This window comes from Janibacter hoylei PVAS-1 (assembly GCF_000297495.1).
Classification (GTDB): domain Bacteria; phylum Actinomycetota; class Actinomycetes; order Actinomycetales; family Dermatophilaceae; genus Janibacter; species Janibacter hoylei.
The window spans coordinates 24,624-39,711 of record NZ_ALWX01000031.1 but is presented as its reverse complement, the minus strand read 5'-3'; the positions used below and the strand labels follow the sequence as shown (position 1 = coordinate 39,711).

Below are 15,088 nucleotides of genomic sequence, written 5' to 3'. Positions count from 1 at the left end.
GGGTGAGCACCACCCCCGACCCGCTCAGACGGAGAAGGTCTGCCCGGTGAGCCGCTCGTAGGCCTCGACGTACTTGGCCCGGGTCTGCGCGACGACGTCCTCCGGGAGGGCAGGGGGCGCCTCGCCCGAGCTCTTGTCCCAGCCGCTCGCCGGCGAGGTCAGCCAGTCACGGACGTACTGCTTGTCGTAGCTCGGCTGCTGCCGGCCCGGCTCCCACTGGTCGGCGGGCCAGAAGCGGGAGGAGTCGGGGGTGAGCACCTCGTCGGCGAGGACGATCTCGTCGCCGCGCATGCCGAACTCGACCTTGGTGTCGGCGAGGATGATGCCGCGATCGGTGGCGATCTCGTTGCCGCGCTGCAGGATTCGCACGGTGAGGTCACGCACCCGCGAGGCGAGGTCCTCGCCGATCTCGGCCACGACGCCGGAGTACGGGATCGGCTCGTCGTGCTCGCCGACGGGTGCCTTGGTCGACGGGGTGAAGATCGGCTCCGGCAGGGGCGAGCCGTCGACGAGGCCGGCCGGCAGCTCGATGCCGCTCACGGCGCCGGTCGCCCGGTACTCCCCCAGCCCGCCCCCGGTGAGGTAGGCGCGGGCGACGCACTCGACGGGCAGCATCTCGAGTCGCTCGACGAGCACCGCGCGGCCGGCGACGGCCGCGGGGACGTCGGTCGAGACGACGTGGTGCGGGACGAGGTCGGCGAGCTGGTCGAACCACCACAGCGACATCTGGGTCAAGACCGCCCCCTTGTCGGGGATCGGGGTGTCGAGCACGAAGTCGTAGGCCGACATCCGGTCGCTCGCGACGAGCAGCAGCTGGTCCTGGCGCGGCTGGCCGTCGGTCCCGACCGGCGCGTACAGGTCGCGCACCTTGCCGGAGTAGACGTGGGCGTAGCCGGGGCAGCTCGAGGGGGGGCGTCGCTCGTCATGGGGTCATCTTGGCAGCGGCCCGGCTCAGCCGCGGCGGCGGGCCAGCCGGCGGGCGCCGGCCGCGCCGAGCCCGGCGGCCAGGAGCACGGCCCCGAGCGGGAGGAGGACGATCTCGTTGGCGATGCTGTACAGCGGGCTCTGGAGCGTGACCGGCCCCTCCCGCCCCAGCCTGGCGACGAGGCTCGCGCCCGACCGAGTGGTGACGTAGAGGCCGACGGCGAGGGTCGCCAGGCCGGCCACGGTCGTGCCCGACGACGACCACACGGTGAGCGCCGCCCACAGCGCGGCCGCGACGAGCAGCGCGACGACCCCGGCGACGAGCTCGCCCCAGCCGCGCTCGAAGCTGACCCGGTAGGCCAGCGCCGACCGGGCGACGAGCAGCGCCCCACCGACCGTCAGGAGCCACGGCAGCACCGCGGCGAAGGGCGTGACCACCCACGCGACGAGGCGGCCGCCACCCCCTTCGGTCCGGTCCTCGGCGCGCTGCGCGGCCGTCGTGGCGGTCGTGGTCTCCGGCTCCCCAGTCATGCGGACATGCTCCCACCAGCGGGCCCGCCGAAGGGGGCTCACGTCCCGCCCCGCAGCCCCTGCGGCCACCGCCGGGAAGCGCAGCGTCGGAACGCTCACCCCGGCACGCGCCGCGGTCTCGCCAATGGTCAGCAGCTCGCGCGTCCATGCCCTCGAGCTAGCGACTTGACCTCAAGCGCACGTGAGGTCAGAGCCTGTCGGCATGAGGACGACACCGCCGTGCCAGGTCGAGCCCGAGTTGTGGTTCTCCGAGGGGCTCGAGGAGGCCAAGAGCAGGTGCCGGGGCTGCCCCCGCAAGGACGTCGCCGCCTCAGGCGTGGATCTCGCCGCGGGAGGCGCGCAGGGCGATGTCGGTGCGGTGGTGCCCGCCCTCGAGCTCGACGAGGTCGACGGCCGCGTAGGCCCGCGCCCGCGCCTGCTCGAGGTCCTCGCCGAGCGCGACGACCGAGAGCACACGACCACCCGACGAGACGAGCCGGCCGTCGTCGGCCCAGGTCGTGCCCGCGTGCAGCACGTGCACGCTCTCGGCGAGGTCACCGGCCGCGATCTCCTCGAGGCCACCGATCTCAACGCCGGTGCGCGGCGCCGCCGGGTAGCCCTCGGCTGCGACGACGACCGTCACGCTGGCCTGCGGGCTCCACCGCAGCGGGTCGTGCTCGTCGAGACGACCGTCGGCCGCCGCCGCGAGCAGCACCGCCAGCGGCGACTCGAGCCGCGCGAGCACCGACTGGGTCTCCGGGTCGCCGAAGCGCACGTTGAACTCGATGACCCGCGGCCCCCGCGAGGTCAGCGCCAGGCCGACGTACAGCACCCCGACGAAGGGAGTCCCCCGCCGCGCCATCTCGTCGACGACCGGCTGGGCGACGCGGGCGACGACGTCGTCGACGAGCCCCTCCGGGGCCCACCCGAGCGGGCTGTACGCGCCCATCCCGCCGGTGTTGGGACCCTCGTCGCCGTCGAAGATCCGCTTGAAGTCCTGCGCCAGGTCGAGCGGCACGACGGTCGAGCCGTCGCAGATGCAAAAGAGGCTGGCCTCGGGGCCGTCGAGGTACTCCTCGATGACGACGCGGGCGTCGTCCCCCTTCGCCAGGCAGGCCAGTCCGTGCTCCATGGCCGCGGCGCGGTCCTCGGTGACGACGACCCCCTTGCCGGCCGCCAGTCCGTCGTCCTTGACGACGAAGGGGGCCCCGAAGGCGTCGAGCGCCGCGGCCAGCTGCTCCTCGCTCGTGCACACGTGCGCCATCGCGGTCGGCACCTCGGCGGCGGCCATGACCTCCTTGGCGTAGGCCTTGCTGCCCTCGAGGCGAGCGGCCTCGGCACCCGGGCCGAAGCAGCGGATACCGGCCTCCCGCAGTGCGTCGGCGACACCAGCGACGAGCGGCGCCTCCGGGCCGACGACGACGAGGTCGACCTCGTGCTGCTCGGCGAGGGCGACGACCGAGGCCGGATCGGTCGCGTCGACCGGCACGTTGAGCGCCAGCGCGTCGGTGCCGGGGTTGCCCGGGGCGGCGATGACCGCGGCCACGGTGGGGTCGAGGGTGAGTGCGCGGACGAGAGCGTGCTCGCGGGCGCCGGATCCGATGACGAGAACCTTCACGGGGGTGAGCCTACGGCCCGGAGGACGGAGAAGGGGCGCAGCTCTCGGCAGGCAGGGGGTATCTGCCGTGAGCTGCGCCCCCGGGGTCGCGGGTCCAGACATCAGGGGGGACACCGACCGCGCGACCGTCGACCGAAGCCGACGGGTTGATACTGACACTTCGTTGAGGGTGAAATCAAGACAGGCGAAAAAACTTCCGCGCCCGGCCGACCAGAGGTCGCGAGAGCACCCCCGCGAGGACCTAGACTGGATCCTTCCGCCGATCTGGAGGGGAGCAGGACGACACGTGACCGACACCCACGTCGACGCCGTGGCTGCGGAGATCGCCATCGAGCAGCAGCACCTGGACCGCGTCCACACCGAGCTGGCCAAGGCCGGCCAGCGAGCCGACCTCGTCGCTGTCGACGGCCTGTCCCGCGGCCGTACCGACCGCACCGGCGACGTCCGTGACGAGGAGATGTCCGGGCTCTTCGAGCGGGACGCCCTCGTCTACAACGCCGCCCGTCGCATGGCCCACCTCGAGCACCAGCACGAGGGCCTCGTCTTCGGCCGACTCGACCTCGAGCACGCCTCCGGCGCGGGCACCGAGCGGGAGATCCGCTACATCGGTCGCCTCGGCGTCCGCGACGACGACTACGAGCCGCTCGTCATCGACTGGCGCGCCCCCGCGGCCTCGCCCTTCTACCGGGCGACCCCCCGTCGACAACCACGGCGTCATCCGCCGGCGCGTGCTGCGCTGCCGCGGCGAGCAGGTCATCGGCGTCGAGGACGACCTCATGGTGCCCGAGGCCCCCGACGACCTCGTGGTCGTCGGCGACGGTGCGCTCCTCGCCGCCCTGACCCGCACCCGCGGCCAGCAGATGCGCGACATCGTCGCCACGATCCAGACCCACCAGGACGAGGCGATCCGGGCGAGCGACCGCGGCATCACCGAGATCAGCGGCGGCCCCGGCACCGGCAAGACGGTCGTCGCGCTGCACCGCGCGGCCTACCTCCTCTACGCCAACCGACGCCGCTACGAGTCCGGGGGCATCCTCGTCATCGGCCCCTCCTCGGCCTACACCGCCTACATCGAGCGGGTCCTGCCTTCGCTCGGCGAGGACTCGGTGACCCTGCGCTCGCTCGGCGACGTCGTCGACGTCATCACCGCCGTGCGGCAGGAGGCTCCCGAGGTCGCCGCGATCAAGGGCTCGCTGCAGATGCGCACGGTGCTCAAGCGACTGGCCGCGCGCGCGGTGCCCGGCGCCCCCACGAGCCTGCGCGTCATGGTCGGTGGCCTGCCCGTCCACCTCGACGAGCGGGCCCTCACCGACATCCGGCGCCGCGCGCTGCGCGACCGCACCCGCAACCAGGCGACCAAGCACGTCCGCGAGCTGCTCGCCGAGGCTGCCTGGCGGCAGGTGCGCGAAGGGGACCGCGACGAGTTCCTCGACGCCTTCGACGAGTCGCTCGCCGTCGACGACTTCGTCGCCCGGTGGTGGCCCCAGGTCGACCCCCGCGAGGCCCTCCTCTGGCTCGCCGACACCGAGCTGGCCTACGAGGTCTGCCGGTCGGTGCTCAGCCAGGGCGACGCCGCCGCGCTCGCCCACGCCGCCCGCGAGACCCTCGAGCTCGGCACGTGGAGCGTCTCCGACGTCGCGCTCGTCGACGACCTGTCGGTGCGGCTGGGGCAGGTCGAGCAGCCCGAGGCGGAGGAGCGCTCCTTCTACGAGATCGAGGAGCTCGACGGCGTCGAGGAGCTGCGCGCCATGGGCTCGGCGATCCGCGCCCCCGAGATGGCCCACTCCCTCACCCCGACGACGGCCCGCGAGCGGCTGCTCACCGGCACCGTCGGGCGCCCGGGCGAGTACGCGCACGTCCTCGTCGACGAGGCCCAGGACCTCTCACCGATGCAGTGGCGGATGATCGGCCGGCGCGGCCGCCGCGCCTCGTGGACCGTCGTCGGCGACGTCGCGCAGGCCTCGTGGCCCGACATCGCCGAGGCCGAGCGGGCCCGCGACGAGGCCTACGGCACCCAGCCCCGGCAGTCCTTCCACATGACGACCAACTATCGCAACGCGCAGGAGATCTTCGACTACGCGCGCGAGGTCATCCTCCCGGTCGTGCCCGACGCCGACATCCCCGATGCGGTCCGCGAGACGGGGGTCCGGCCCGTCGAGGTGACCTTCGGCGACGCCATCGACACCTCGCGCCCCGACGTCGGCGCCGTCGCGGCACAGGCCCTCGACGCCCTCGCCGCCGAGGTCGACGGGTCGATCGCGGTCATCACGCCGCAGCGTCACGCAGCAGCCGTGCTGCCGCTCGACGGCACGCACGACGGGCGGGTCATCGTCATCGACCCGCTGTCGACCAAGGGCCTGGAGTGGGACGCGACGCTCGTCGTCGACCCCGACGCGATCGTCCAGGAGTCCCCGGGCGGCGCCCGCGTGCTCTACGTCGTGCTCACCCGCGCGGCCCACCGGATGTCGGTGCTGCGCCCGACCGACTGAGGAGCCGCGGGCGAGGTCAGGGCTGCTCGTCGTGGAGCCATCGCAGCGCGCCCGTGAGGGCCCGGCCTCGCGGTCGACCCCACCAGCGGGCGTCCTGCAGCGCCGCGCGCGCCGCGAGGTGGCCGCAGCCGCCGTGCACACCGCCGCCGGGGTGGGTCGCCGCGCTGCCGAGGTAGAGCCCGCCGACGTGGGTGCGCGGCCCACCGAGACCGGTGACGGGTCGCCACAGCGCCTGCTGGAAGAGCTGCTGCGTGCCGCCGCCCACCGCACCCCCGACGAGGTTGGCATCGGCCCCCTCGAGATCGCCCGGGGTCTGCACCCACCGCCCGACCTCGTGCTGCGACCACCCCGGGGCGAGCGACTCGAGCAGCCGCTCGCAGCCCTCGACGGTCGCGGCCACCGCCGCGGCAGCGGCGGGCCGGTGCCGCGGCAGGTGCGTGTAGAGCCACAGCGCCTCGGTGCCCTCCGGCGAGCGCGAGGGGTCGATCGTGCTCATCTGCCCGACGAGGGCGAAGGGAGCCCCCGGCACCTCTCCCGCCTCGAGCTCCGCCGACCAGCGGATGAGGCCGGGCACGTCGTGGCCGACGTGGAGCACCCCGGCGCCCCGCGCCTGCGGCGCGGTCCAAGGCACCGGCGCGTCGAGGCGCAGGTTGAGCTTGAGCGTCGGCAGGTCCCAGGCGAAGCGCGCCAGTCGTCGGCGCAGCCCGGCCGGGACGTCGGCCGGGTCGAGCAGGTCCTCGTAGAGGCGCTGCGCGCTCGTGTCGGCCACGACCGCACGACGCACCCGCACGCGCCGCCCGTCGGACAGCTCCACACCGTGCACGCGCCCACCGGCCACGACGACCCGCCCGGCGCCGACCCCCCGTCTCGACCCGGGCACCAGCCGCCTCGGCCCGGAGCCGGAGCGCGCGGGCCAGCTGCCGGGTCCCTCCCCGCGGTGAGGGGAAGCCGACGTCCTGGCACAGCATCGTCATGAGCCAGCCGTAGAGGCCGCTGCCCGGTGCCGTGGGTGGGATGTCGGCGTGCATGGCATTGCCGGCGAGCAGCTGCGCGGCGCCGGCGCCCCCGAAGTGCTCCCGTGCCAGCTGGTGCACCGGCAGCAGCGCCATGCGGGCGAGATCCGGCGCCTCACGCAGCCCGATCCGGGCGACGAGGCGGGCGGCGTCGGCGACCGGGGGCCAGCGGGTGAGCAGGGCGCGGATCAGTGGCTCGCGCACCCGCTGCCACTGCTCGACCATCTCCAGCCAGGCGGCCCCGTCGCCCGGGTGCCCTCGGTCGAGGTCGGCGGCGGTGTCGAGCGGGTCGGCGTGCAGCGCGATGCCGTCACGGTCCCGGCCGGCGAGGTGCGCCAGCGGCCTCGGTGCGTGCGCCCACTCCAGCCCGTGGTGCTCCAGACCGAGGTCGCGCAGGACCGGTGAGGCGAGGGCCAGCGGGTGGCAGGCGCTGAACTCGTCCTCGACCCAGTCCCCGTCGACACGGCTGGCGACGGCCCCACCGACCTCGTCGCGCTCCTCGACGACGAGCACGTCCCAGCCCGCATCGGCGAGCAGGGCGGCGGTCACGAGGCCGTGGTGACCGGCGCCCACGACGACGGCGTCGACGGTCTGCATGCGGCCCCCTTCGTCCTATCCGGTCAGCCCGATCATGCCAGCGGGTCCGGCACGACCCCCGCAGTGCCCGTCAAGACGGCGCCGGGGCGCCTCCTCAGGGACCTCTCTCCGGGGGTCGCGTCGTGGAGTGTCGGTCAGCCGCTCTTGCGGCGGAACATCTGCTGGGTCGCGCTGGTCTCGGCGCGGTGTGCGTCCTCGACCTTGCCGTGCGCCCCGTGGGGCGAGACATCCGCTCCGCCGTGCGTCTGCTTCCGCTCCAGCGCCTCCCGGAACTTCGCCTTCACGTCCTCAGGAGCGCTCTCGTGCTTGCTCATGGGGCCTCCCTTCGTCGCCGGCCGTGACCGCGTGCGCGGCCCCGTCCCACCACCATGGTCCAGATGTCGGCCGCTGGCAACGGCTTTTTGGGACCGAGCGTCAGGCGTCGAGCAGCGAGTGGCCCCGCGTGCCCTGAGGAGCGAGGCCGTCCACGGCCGAGCGTCTCGAAGGGCAGGAACCGGCGGGTCAGGCGTCGAGCAGCGGGTGCCGCTGGATGATCTCCTCGCGGCCGGGGCCGACCCCGATCGCCGAGACGCGCGCACCGACGAGCTCCTCGACCCGCAGGACGTAGGCCTGGGCGTTGGCCGGCAGCTCCTCGAAGGTGCGGCACGCGGAGATGTCCTCCCACCAGCCGTCGAGGTACTCGTAGATCGGCGTCGCGTGGTGGACGTCGGACTGGTTGACCGGCATCTCCTCGACGCGCTCGCCGTCGATCTCGTAGGCGACGCAGATCGGCACCCGCTCGAGGCCGGTGAGCACGTCGAGCTTGGTGACGACGAAGTCGGTGACGCCGTTGATCCGCGTCGCGTAGCGGCCGACGACCGCGTCGAGCCAGCCGGTGCGGCGCGGCCGACCCGTCGTCGTGCCGTACTCGTGGCCGGTCTTGCGCAGGAACTCGCCGTCGTCGTCGAAGAGCTCGGTCGGGAAGGGTCCCTCGCCGACCCTCGTCGAGTAGGCCTTGAGGATCGCGATGACCCGGCTGACCCGGGTCGGCGGGATGCCCGAGCCGGTGCACGCCCCGCCGGCGGTCGCCGACGACGAGGTGACGAAGGGGTAGGTGCCGTGGTCGACGTCGAGCAGGGTCGCCTGACCGGCCTCGAGCAGGACGTTCTTGCCCTCGTCGAGCGCCTTCTCCAGCTCGAGGCTCGTGTCGACGACCATCGGGCGCAGCCGGTCGGCGTAGGAGAGCAGCTCGGCGACGACGGCGTCGACGTCGGCCGCGCGGGTGTTGTAGATCTTGGCGAGCACCTGGTTCTTGAAGTCGAGGGCCGCCTCGACCTTCTGCCGCAGGATCCCCTCGTCGAAGATGTCCTGCACGCGGATGCCGACACGGTTCATCTTGTCCGCGTAGGTCGGGCCGATGCCACGACCGGTCGTGCCGATCTTGCGCTTGCCGAGGAAGCGCTCGGTCACCTTGTCGAGCGTCCGGTTGTACGGCGCGATGAGGTGCGCGTTGGCACTGATGAGCAGCTTGGAGGTGTCGACGCCACGGGCGTCGAGGCCGTCGAGCTCCTGGAAGAGCACCTCGAGGTCGATGACGACGCCGTTGCCGATGACCGGCACGACGCTCGGCGTGAGGATGCCGGAGGGGAGCAGGTGGAGGGCGTACTTCTCCCCCTCGATGACGACCGTGTGGCCCGCGTTGTTGCCACCGTTGAACTTCACGACGTAGTCGACGTCGTTGCCCATCAGGTCGGTGGCCTTGCCCTTGCCCTCGTCGCCCCACTGGGCTCCGATCAGCACGATCGCCGGCATCGGGTCCTCCTCGCCCGCCGTGCGGCGGGTGTCGACAGCACGTCAGCCGCGGGGTCTCCCGCGGCTGCTCACGGGGTCAGTCTACTAAGGCGTGCTCTCGAGCCGGCCGTCGCGCTCCAGCGCGGCCCCCAGCTGGAAGCGGGTCCCGACGCCGTACTGGTCCATGAGGGCGGCGACCCGACGGCGCACCGTGCGCAGCCCCACGTGCAGCGTGCGGGCGATCATCTCGTCCTTGGCGCCGAGCGCGAGCATCCGGATCAGGGCGTCGTCGCTGCTGCGTTCGGGCACCTCGATCTCCGGCGAGAGGCTCCACATGAGGTCGAACCACGCTCCGAAGCAGGCGACGAGGCCGGGATTGCGGATGACGGTGTACGGGCTCGTCGGGTCGCCCCAGACCGACAGGGTGATGACGGCCTCGTCGCCGAGGACGATGAACTCGGTGCCGACGAGGTCGGAGACCCGCTGCTGCTGCCCTGCGCCGCGCTTGGCGGCCAGCTCGGATCGGGCCAGCTCCGTGGTCAGGCACGAGGGGTGGATGAGGACCCGCTGCTGCTGCCCCTCGACCGCGCGCGAGCGCTCGTGACGGCCGTTCACCTCCTCTCGCCCCGCACCGACCGCCAGATCGAGGATGACGTTGTCCGTCCGGTCGACGCTGCCCGCGATACGGTCGATCATCGGCGCCGCCATCTCCTGCGTCAGCACCTGGACGCCGGGGTCCTCGCCGAGGTTGATGTTGTGCATCCGCGCCCGCAGGGTCATCAGGGCGTCGCCGATGTCGATGAGCTTTTCGCGGCCCTGCTCGATGCGGATGGTGTCCTCGGCGAGATGGCGCTCCAGGCGCAGCAGCGGCTCGTCCTCGGGGACGGAGGGTGGCGACATGATTGGCATGTTACTGCCAGTGGCCTCCCCATGCCGTCTTCTGGCGACGTCGTGGGGCACAATGGCTCTGCGCAGGGGCGCTGCCAGGGATCAGGGGACCGACGGCAGCGCCCCGCGCCTCGCTTGATCCGGACACGGGACACCGGACCCCACGAAGGGCGTCACGACCACGGTCGTGACGCCCTTCGTGCGTTGTGTTGGGGTGAGGGTCAGCCGAGCAGGGCCCGCGCCGCCTCGAGGGAGGAGTCGGTGAGGAAGGTGCGGCAGCGCGCCTCCTCCTCGGTCTCACCGATCTCGCCGGCCGCCTGCGACAGGGCCGCGAGCGCCCGCAGGAAGCCGCGGTTGGGCACGTGCGCCCACGGCACCGGGCCCTGGCCCTTCCACCCGGAGCGACGCAGCGCGTCCAGACCACGGTGGTAGCCGGTACGGGCGTAGGCGTAGGCCTCGATGGAGCGGCCGCCGTCGAGGGCGGCCTCGGCGAGCACCGCCCACGGCAGGGAGGACGAAGGCAGGTCCGCCGCCACCTTCGCCGCGTCCTCACCCGCCTCGATCCGCGCGGTCGCCGGGTCCTCGGGCAGCTTCGTCTCGGGGATGCCGAGCAGGTTGTCCACCATCAGGCCTTCACCGACGTCCCGGCCGAGCGGAGGTTTTCGCAGGCCTCGACGATGCGGGCGGCCATGGAGGCCTCGGCCTCCTTGCCCCACGCGCGGGGGTCGTACATCTTCTTGTTGCCGACCTCTCCGTCGATCTTCAGCACGCCCGAGTAGTTCTCGAGCATGAAGCCGGCGACCGGGCGCGTGAAGGCGTACTGGGTGTCGGTGTCGACGTTCATCTTCACGACGCCGAAGTCGACGGCGTCGCTGATCTCCTGGGCCGTCGAGCCCGAGCCACCGTGGAAGACGAGGTCGAGCGGGCGCTCGCCGTGGTCCGTGCCGTACTTCGCGACGATCGCGTCCTGGCACTGCTTGAGGATCTCGGGGCGCAGCTTGACGTTGCCCGGCTTGTAGACGCCGTGGACGTTGCCGAAGGTCAGGGCCGTCATGTAGCGGCCCTTCTCACCGAGGCCGAGCGCCTCGACGGTGGCGAGCGCGTCCTCGGGGGTCGTGTAGAGCTGGTCGTTGATCTCATTGGCGACACCGTCCTCCTCGCCACCGACGACGCCGATCTCGACCTCGAGGATGATGTCGGCGGCCGCGCTCAGCTCGAGCAGCTCCTGCGCGATGGTGAGGTTCTCGTCGAGCGGGACGGCCGAGCCGTCCCACATGTGCGACTGGAAGATCGGCAGGCCGGTGGCGTCCCGGCGCTCCTTGCTCGCGGCGAGCAGCGGCCGGACGAAGCCGTCGAGCTTGTCCTTGGGGCAGTGGTCGGTGTGCAGGGCGATGTTGACGTCGTAGTTCTTCGCCACCTCCTGCGCGTAGGCGGCGAGCGCGAGCGAGCCGGTCACCATGTCCTTGATCGTCGGGCCGGAGAGGTACTCGGCGCCGCCGGTGGAGACCTGGACGATGCCGTCGCTGCCGGCCTCGGCGAACCCGCGGATCGCAGCGTTGAGCGTCTGGCTGGAGGTGACGTTGATCGCCGGGTAGGCGAAGGACCCGGCCTTCGCGCGGTCGAGCATGTCGCGATAGACGTCGGGAGTGGCGATGGGCATGGCGTGGAGCCTCCTGGCGCGGTGATCGGTGGTCTTGGCGCCGATCCTCGCAGATCACCCCCCGCCCGACCACGCACCCTTTGCTAGGTTCGGTCGCGCGACCGGGGGGGGACGCGCCCCTCGCCACGTCACGACGAAGGGGAACCACGTGCACTTCCGTACCCGACGCCGCCTCGGGGCCGCTGCCGCCACCGCCGCCGTCCTCCTGACCGCCGCCTGCGGTTCCGGCTCCTCCGGGGAGGAGTCCTCGACCTCCCCTTCGTCGTCGTCGGGCGCGGCCACCTCCTCCGGGGACGGCGGCGAGGCCACCGGATCCAACACGATCGTCGTGGACGGCACGACGATCGAGGCCCCCTGGAAGCCCGCCTGCCAGCGCAGCGACGACGGCACCAAGGGCGCGATCGACCTGCTCGACATGCCGAGCCTGGAGGAGGTCGAGGAGTCGGGCGAGATCGACAGCACCATCGTCGGCGCCGACTTCGACCTCGACGGCGACGAGGCGACGCTCACGGGCTTCCGGGTGACCAACGGCTTCCAGGAGGACCTCATCGCCGACCGCTTCGGGGACCTCGTCGGCAACCAGGACGACATGACGATCACCTACTCGGACAAGGCCGTCCGCGTCGAGGGCACCGCCCAGGGCGAGGTCGACGGCACAAAGCGCGAGGACATCCCCTTCGTCATGGACGTCGGGTGCACCACCTGGATGGGGCTGACCAATGAGGGCGACGTCGCCCCGCCGAGCTGATCGCGGACGGGTCCTTCCTCAGGGCGCGAGCCGGCTCATCGGCGGGCGCCCGGGGAGCGTCGGGAGTCCTGCCAGGCGATGATCCGCTCGAGCGCCTCGGCGATGGCCTCGGGACCGGCCGCCAGTGACAGGCGCACGCAGTGCGATCCCTCGACCGGGTCGAAATCGCCGCCGGGTGTCACCGCGACCCCGGTCGCCTCGAGCAGCGCCGACGCGTACTCCCGGGCGTCGGCGAAGCCCGCGAGCTGGTCACCCAGGTCGGCCCAGTAGTAGAAGGCACCGTCGGCCGGCGCCGCTGCGCCCCAACCGAGCTCGGGCACCCGCTCGAGCAGCAGCTCGCGTGCCCGGCCGAAGTCGACGAGCGCCGCCTCGCACTGCCGGTAGGACTCCTCGGAGAAGGCCGCCACCGCCGCCTCCTGCGCCGCCGCCGGCGGGCAGAGCGCGATGTTGCCGGCGAGCGCGTCGACCGCCGCCCGCAGGTCCTGCGGCACGAGGAGCCAGCCGAGACGCCACCCGGTCATGCCCCAGTACTTGCTGAAGGAGGAGACGACGATCGCGTGCTCGTCCACCTCGCGCGCGCAGACCCCCTTCGCGTCGGGACCCTCGCCGTAGGTGACGCCGTGGTAGATCTCGTCGCTCACCAGGCGCACGCCGTGGGCGGAGCACCACGCGGCGATCGCGGTGAGCTCGCCGCGGTCGAGCATCGTCCCCGTCGGGTTGGCCGGCGAGGCGAGGACGAGCCCCGCCAGGGGTGAGCGGGCGTGCTCGACCTCGAGCTGGGCGACGGTCGGCTGGTAGCGCTCGGCGGGACCGGTCGCGATGTCGACGACCTCGCAGCCCAGGCCCGCGAGGATGTTGCGGTAGGCCGGGTAGCCGGGCCTGGCGAGCGCGACGCGGTCGCCGTGGTCGAAGGCCGCGAGGAAGGCCAGGACGAAGCCGCCCGAGCTGCCCGTCGTCACCGCGACCTCGGTCGGGTCGACGTCGAGGCCGTACCAGCGGCGGTAGTGGCCGGCGATCGCCGCGCGCAGCGCCGCGGTACCGAGCGCGGGGGTGTAGCCCAGCGGCCTCCCTTCGGCATGGATCGCGGCCGCCGCCGCCTGGACCGGCCCGGGCGCGCCCTGGCTCGGCTCCCCCGCGCACAGCGAGATGACCTCGCGACCCTCGGCGCGCATGCGGGCGACCGTGGCGAGGACGTCCATGACCTCGAAGGGAGCGACCGCGGACCGGGAGGAGGGGGCGAAGGGAGAGGTCATGTGGTCATGGTCGCACTGTGATACAGGCCACGTGCGGGTGTACTGTCGCCCGGCCACACCTTCCAGAGAGGACCCCCGTGTCGGAGACGACCTACCAGCTCATCGCCACCGGCGTGTACTTCGCGGCGATGCTCGCCATCGGCTACTACGCGTACACCCGCACCCGCAACATCGACGGGTACATGCTCGCCGAGCGTGGTCTCCACCCGGCTGTCGCCGCCCTGTCGGCCAATGCCGCCGACATGTCCGGCTGGCTGCTCATGGGCCTACCCGGAGCGATCTACGCCTCCGGCCTCATCGAGAGCTGGATCGCCATCGGTCTGACGATCGGCGCCTGGCTCAACTGGAAGTTCGTCGCCCCACGGCTGCGCGCCTACACCGAGATCGCCGGCGACTCGATCACGATCCCGAGCTACTTCGGCCGTCGGCTGCGCGACCGGACCAACGTCCTGCGCGTCGTCGCCGCGCTCGTCATCCTCGCCTTCTTCACCTTCTACGTCTCCTCCGGCATGGTCGCCGCCGGCAAGTTCTTCGAGAGCTCCTTCGGCTGGACCTACCTGCACGGCGTGCTGCTCGTCGCGGCGATCACCCTCGTCTACACGCTCTTCGGCGGCTTCCTCGGGGCGACGCTCACCGATGTCGCGCAGGGCCTGCTGATGTTTGCTGCCCTCGTCGCCGTGCCGATCGTCGCCGTCTTCAAGGTCGGCTCGCCGGGCGAGATCGCCGACGGGGCCCGCGCCGTGAACCCCGATGTCTTCAACCTCTTCGCCGGCGACGACGGTGCCGGCCTGCTCGCGCTGAGCATCTTCTCCACGGCCGCGTGGGGCCTGGGCTACTTCGGCCAGCCGCACATCATCGTGCGCTTCATGGCGCTGCGCACCCCCGCCGACGCCCACTACGGCCGCATCGTCAGCACGACGTGGATGATCATCACCGCGCTCGGCGCGATCACGACCGCCCTCATCGGCATCGCGTACTTCAACGGCCCCGACCCGGCCAAGCAGATCGACGACCCGGAGACGGTCTTCCTGCTCCTGTCGCAGATCTTCTTCCACCCGCTCGTCGCGGGCTTCGTCCTCGCGGCCGTGCTCGCCGCGATCATGTCGACGATGTCGAGCCAGCTCGTCGTGTGCTCCTCCGCGCTCGTCGAGGACCTCGTCAACCTCACCGGCCGCAAGGCCTCGGACAAGGCGCTGCTCGTCTACGGCCGCATCGGCGTCCTCGTCGTCGCGCTCGTCGGGCTCGTCCTCGCGCTCGACCCCGACTCGGCGATCCTCGAGCTCGTCGCCTTCGCCTGGGCCGGCTTCGGTGCCGCCTTCGGCCCGATCGTCCTGCTGTCGCTCTACTGGCGCCGCCTGACCGCCCACGGCGCGCTCGCCGGCATGATCGTCGGTGCCGTCACGGTCTTCGTCTGGGGCAACATCGACAGCCTGAGCGACCGGATGTACGAGATCCTCCCGGGCTTCCTGCTCAACCTGCTCGTCGCCGTCGTCGTCTCGCTGGCCCAGCGGACCGACGAGCCGGGCATCGGCGAGGAGTTCGACCGGATGGAGCGCGACCTCGCGCGCGATCGGGGCGACATCGACCTGACGGCCGCCCCGTAGCCGGGCCCGGCCCC

At 72.5% G+C, this 15,088-nt stretch carries 15 protein-coding genes and 1 pseudogene; 4 read left to right on the top strand and 12 right to left on the bottom strand.

Annotation, left to right across the window (positions count from 1 at the left end):
* Window positions 1–24 precede the first annotated feature (24 nt).
* The 4 genes from B277_RS07545 to B277_RS19850 all read right to left on the bottom strand — a co-directional run bounded on the left by B277_RS07545 (window position 25) and on the right by B277_RS19850 (window position 3,620).
* Window positions 25–867, bottom strand: a complete 843-nt coding sequence (locus tag B277_RS07545) for a phosphoribosylaminoimidazolesuccinocarboxamide synthase (protein WP_007926869.1) — start codon at window positions 865–867, stop codon at window positions 25–27.
* 84 nt (window positions 868–951) lie between these two features.
* Window positions 952–1,455, bottom strand: a complete 504-nt coding sequence (locus tag B277_RS07540) for a hypothetical protein (protein ID WP_007926867.1) — start codon at window positions 1,453–1,455, stop codon at window positions 952–954.
* Between the two features lie 310 nt (window positions 1,456–1,765).
* The gene (purD, locus tag B277_RS07535) at window positions 1,766–3,052 is read right to left on the bottom strand and encodes a phosphoribosylamine--glycine ligase (RefSeq protein ID WP_007926865.1); all 1,287 of its coding nucleotides are present in this window, start codon (window positions 3,050–3,052) and stop codon (window positions 1,766–1,768) included.
* A 241-nt stretch (window positions 3,053–3,293) separates the two neighbouring features.
* Entirely contained in the window at window positions 3,294–3,620 is a 327-nt protein-coding gene (locus tag B277_RS19850; RefSeq protein WP_338009746.1) for a hypothetical protein, read from the bottom strand.
* A 160-nt stretch (window positions 3,621–3,780) separates the two neighbouring features.
* Between B277_RS19850 and B277_RS07530 the strand changes: the two genes are divergently transcribed.
* The gene (locus B277_RS07530) at window positions 3,781–5,541 is read left to right on the top strand and encodes a HelD family protein (protein WP_338009745.1); all 1,761 of its coding nucleotides are present in this window, start codon (window positions 3,781–3,783) and stop codon (window positions 5,539–5,541) included.
* 16 nt (window positions 5,542–5,557) lie between these two features.
* Here the strand turns inward: B277_RS07530 and B277_RS19015 are convergent, their stop codons facing one another.
* Window positions 5,558–6,364 carry a phytoene desaturase family protein gene (locus B277_RS19015; protein WP_238539384.1) on the bottom strand — a complete coding sequence of 269 codons (807 nt, stop codon included), beginning with the start codon at window positions 6,362–6,364 and terminating at the stop codon, window positions 5,558–5,560.
* A gap of 199 nt (window positions 6,365–6,563) precedes the next feature.
* Between B277_RS19015 and B277_RS19845 the strand changes: the two genes are divergently transcribed.
* Window positions 6,564–6,959 carry a hypothetical protein gene (locus tag B277_RS19845; RefSeq protein ID WP_338009747.1) on the top strand — a complete coding sequence of 132 codons (396 nt, stop codon included), beginning with the start codon at window positions 6,564–6,566 and terminating at the stop codon, window positions 6,957–6,959.
* 18 nt (window positions 6,960–6,977) lie between these two features.
* Here B277_RS19845 and B277_RS19840 read toward each other — a convergent pair.
* The 6 genes and pseudogenes from B277_RS19840 to fbaA all read right to left on the bottom strand — a co-directional run.
* A pseudogene (locus tag B277_RS19840) lies at window positions 6,978–7,151 on the bottom strand (FAD-dependent oxidoreductase); the annotation flags it as partial.
* Window positions 7,152–7,285: 134 nt separating this feature from the next.
* Entirely contained in the window at window positions 7,286–7,465 is a 180-nt protein-coding gene (locus B277_RS07520) for a DUF5302 domain-containing protein (protein WP_007926862.1), read from the bottom strand.
* Between the two features lie 187 nt (window positions 7,466–7,652).
* Window positions 7,653–8,942 carry an adenylosuccinate synthase gene (locus B277_RS07515; RefSeq protein ID WP_007926861.1) on the bottom strand — a complete coding sequence of 430 codons (1,290 nt, stop codon included), beginning with the start codon at window positions 8,940–8,942 and terminating at the stop codon, window positions 7,653–7,655.
* Window positions 8,943–9,026: 84 nt separating this feature from the next.
* The gene (locus B277_RS15940; RefSeq protein WP_007926860.1) at window positions 9,027–9,821 is read right to left on the bottom strand and encodes a helix-turn-helix domain-containing protein; all 795 of its coding nucleotides are present in this window, start codon (window positions 9,819–9,821) and stop codon (window positions 9,027–9,029) included.
* A gap of 209 nt (window positions 9,822–10,030) precedes the next feature.
* Window positions 10,031–10,435: a DUF3151 domain-containing protein gene (locus tag B277_RS07505; protein WP_007926859.1), complete on the bottom strand. Its 405-nt coding sequence runs from the start codon at window positions 10,433–10,435 to the stop codon at window positions 10,031–10,033.
* Window positions 10,435–11,469 carry a class II fructose-bisphosphate aldolase gene (gene fbaA, locus B277_RS07500; RefSeq protein WP_007926858.1) on the bottom strand — a complete coding sequence of 345 codons (1,035 nt, stop codon included), beginning with the start codon at window positions 11,467–11,469 and terminating at the stop codon, window positions 10,435–10,437. The genes B277_RS07505 and fbaA overlap by 1 nt, the downstream gene beginning before the upstream one ends.
* 148 nt (window positions 11,470–11,617) lie before the next feature.
* On the opposite strand from fbaA, the gene B277_RS07495 reads away from it, so the two are divergent.
* A complete protein-coding gene (locus tag B277_RS07495; protein ID WP_007926856.1) occupies window positions 11,618–12,217 on the top strand; it encodes a lipoprotein LpqH in 600 nt (199 codons plus the stop codon).
* 35 nt (window positions 12,218–12,252) lie between these two features.
* Here B277_RS07495 and B277_RS07490 read toward each other — a convergent pair whose 3' ends face one another.
* Entirely contained in the window at window positions 12,253–13,470 is a 1,218-nt protein-coding gene (locus B277_RS07490; RefSeq protein WP_007926854.1) for a pyridoxal phosphate-dependent aminotransferase, read from the bottom strand.
* Window positions 13,471–13,547: 77 nt separating this feature from the next.
* On the opposite strand from B277_RS07490, the gene putP reads away from it, so the two are divergent.
* The gene (gene putP / locus B277_RS07485) at window positions 13,548–15,074 is read left to right on the top strand and encodes a sodium/proline symporter PutP (RefSeq protein WP_007926853.1); all 1,527 of its coding nucleotides are present in this window, start codon (window positions 13,548–13,550) and stop codon (window positions 15,072–15,074) included.
* Window positions 15,075–15,088: the final 14 nt, after the last annotated feature.

What these genes read in the sequence shown, in the direction of transcription:
- B277_RS07505 (WP_007926859.1), bottom strand. Translation starts at nt 10,435, where the DNA reads ATGGTGGACAACCTGCTCGGCATCCCCGAGACGAAGCTGCCCGAGGAC.
- fbaA (WP_007926858.1), bottom strand. Translation starts at nt 11,469, where the DNA reads ATGCCCATCGCCACTCCCGACGTCTATCGCGACATGCTCGACCGCGCG.
- B277_RS07490 (WP_007926854.1), bottom strand. Translation starts at nt 13,470, where the DNA reads ATGACCTCTCCCTTCGCCCCCTCCTCCCGGTCCGCGGTCGCTCCCTTC.
- B277_RS15940 (WP_007926860.1), bottom strand. Translation starts at nt 9,821, where the DNA reads ATGTCGCCACCCTCCGTCCCCGAGGACGAGCCGCTGCTGCGCCTGGAG.
- B277_RS07540 (WP_007926867.1), bottom strand. Translation starts at nt 1,455, where the DNA reads ATGACTGGGGAGCCGGAGACCACGACCGCCACGACGGCCGCGCAGCGC.
- B277_RS07515 (WP_007926861.1), bottom strand. Translation starts at nt 8,942, where the DNA reads ATGCCGGCGATCGTGCTGATCGGAGCCCAGTGGGGCGACGAGGGCAAG.
- B277_RS07520 (WP_007926862.1), bottom strand. Translation starts at nt 7,465, where the DNA reads ATGAGCAAGCACGAGAGCGCTCCTGAGGACGTGAAGGCGAAGTTCCGG.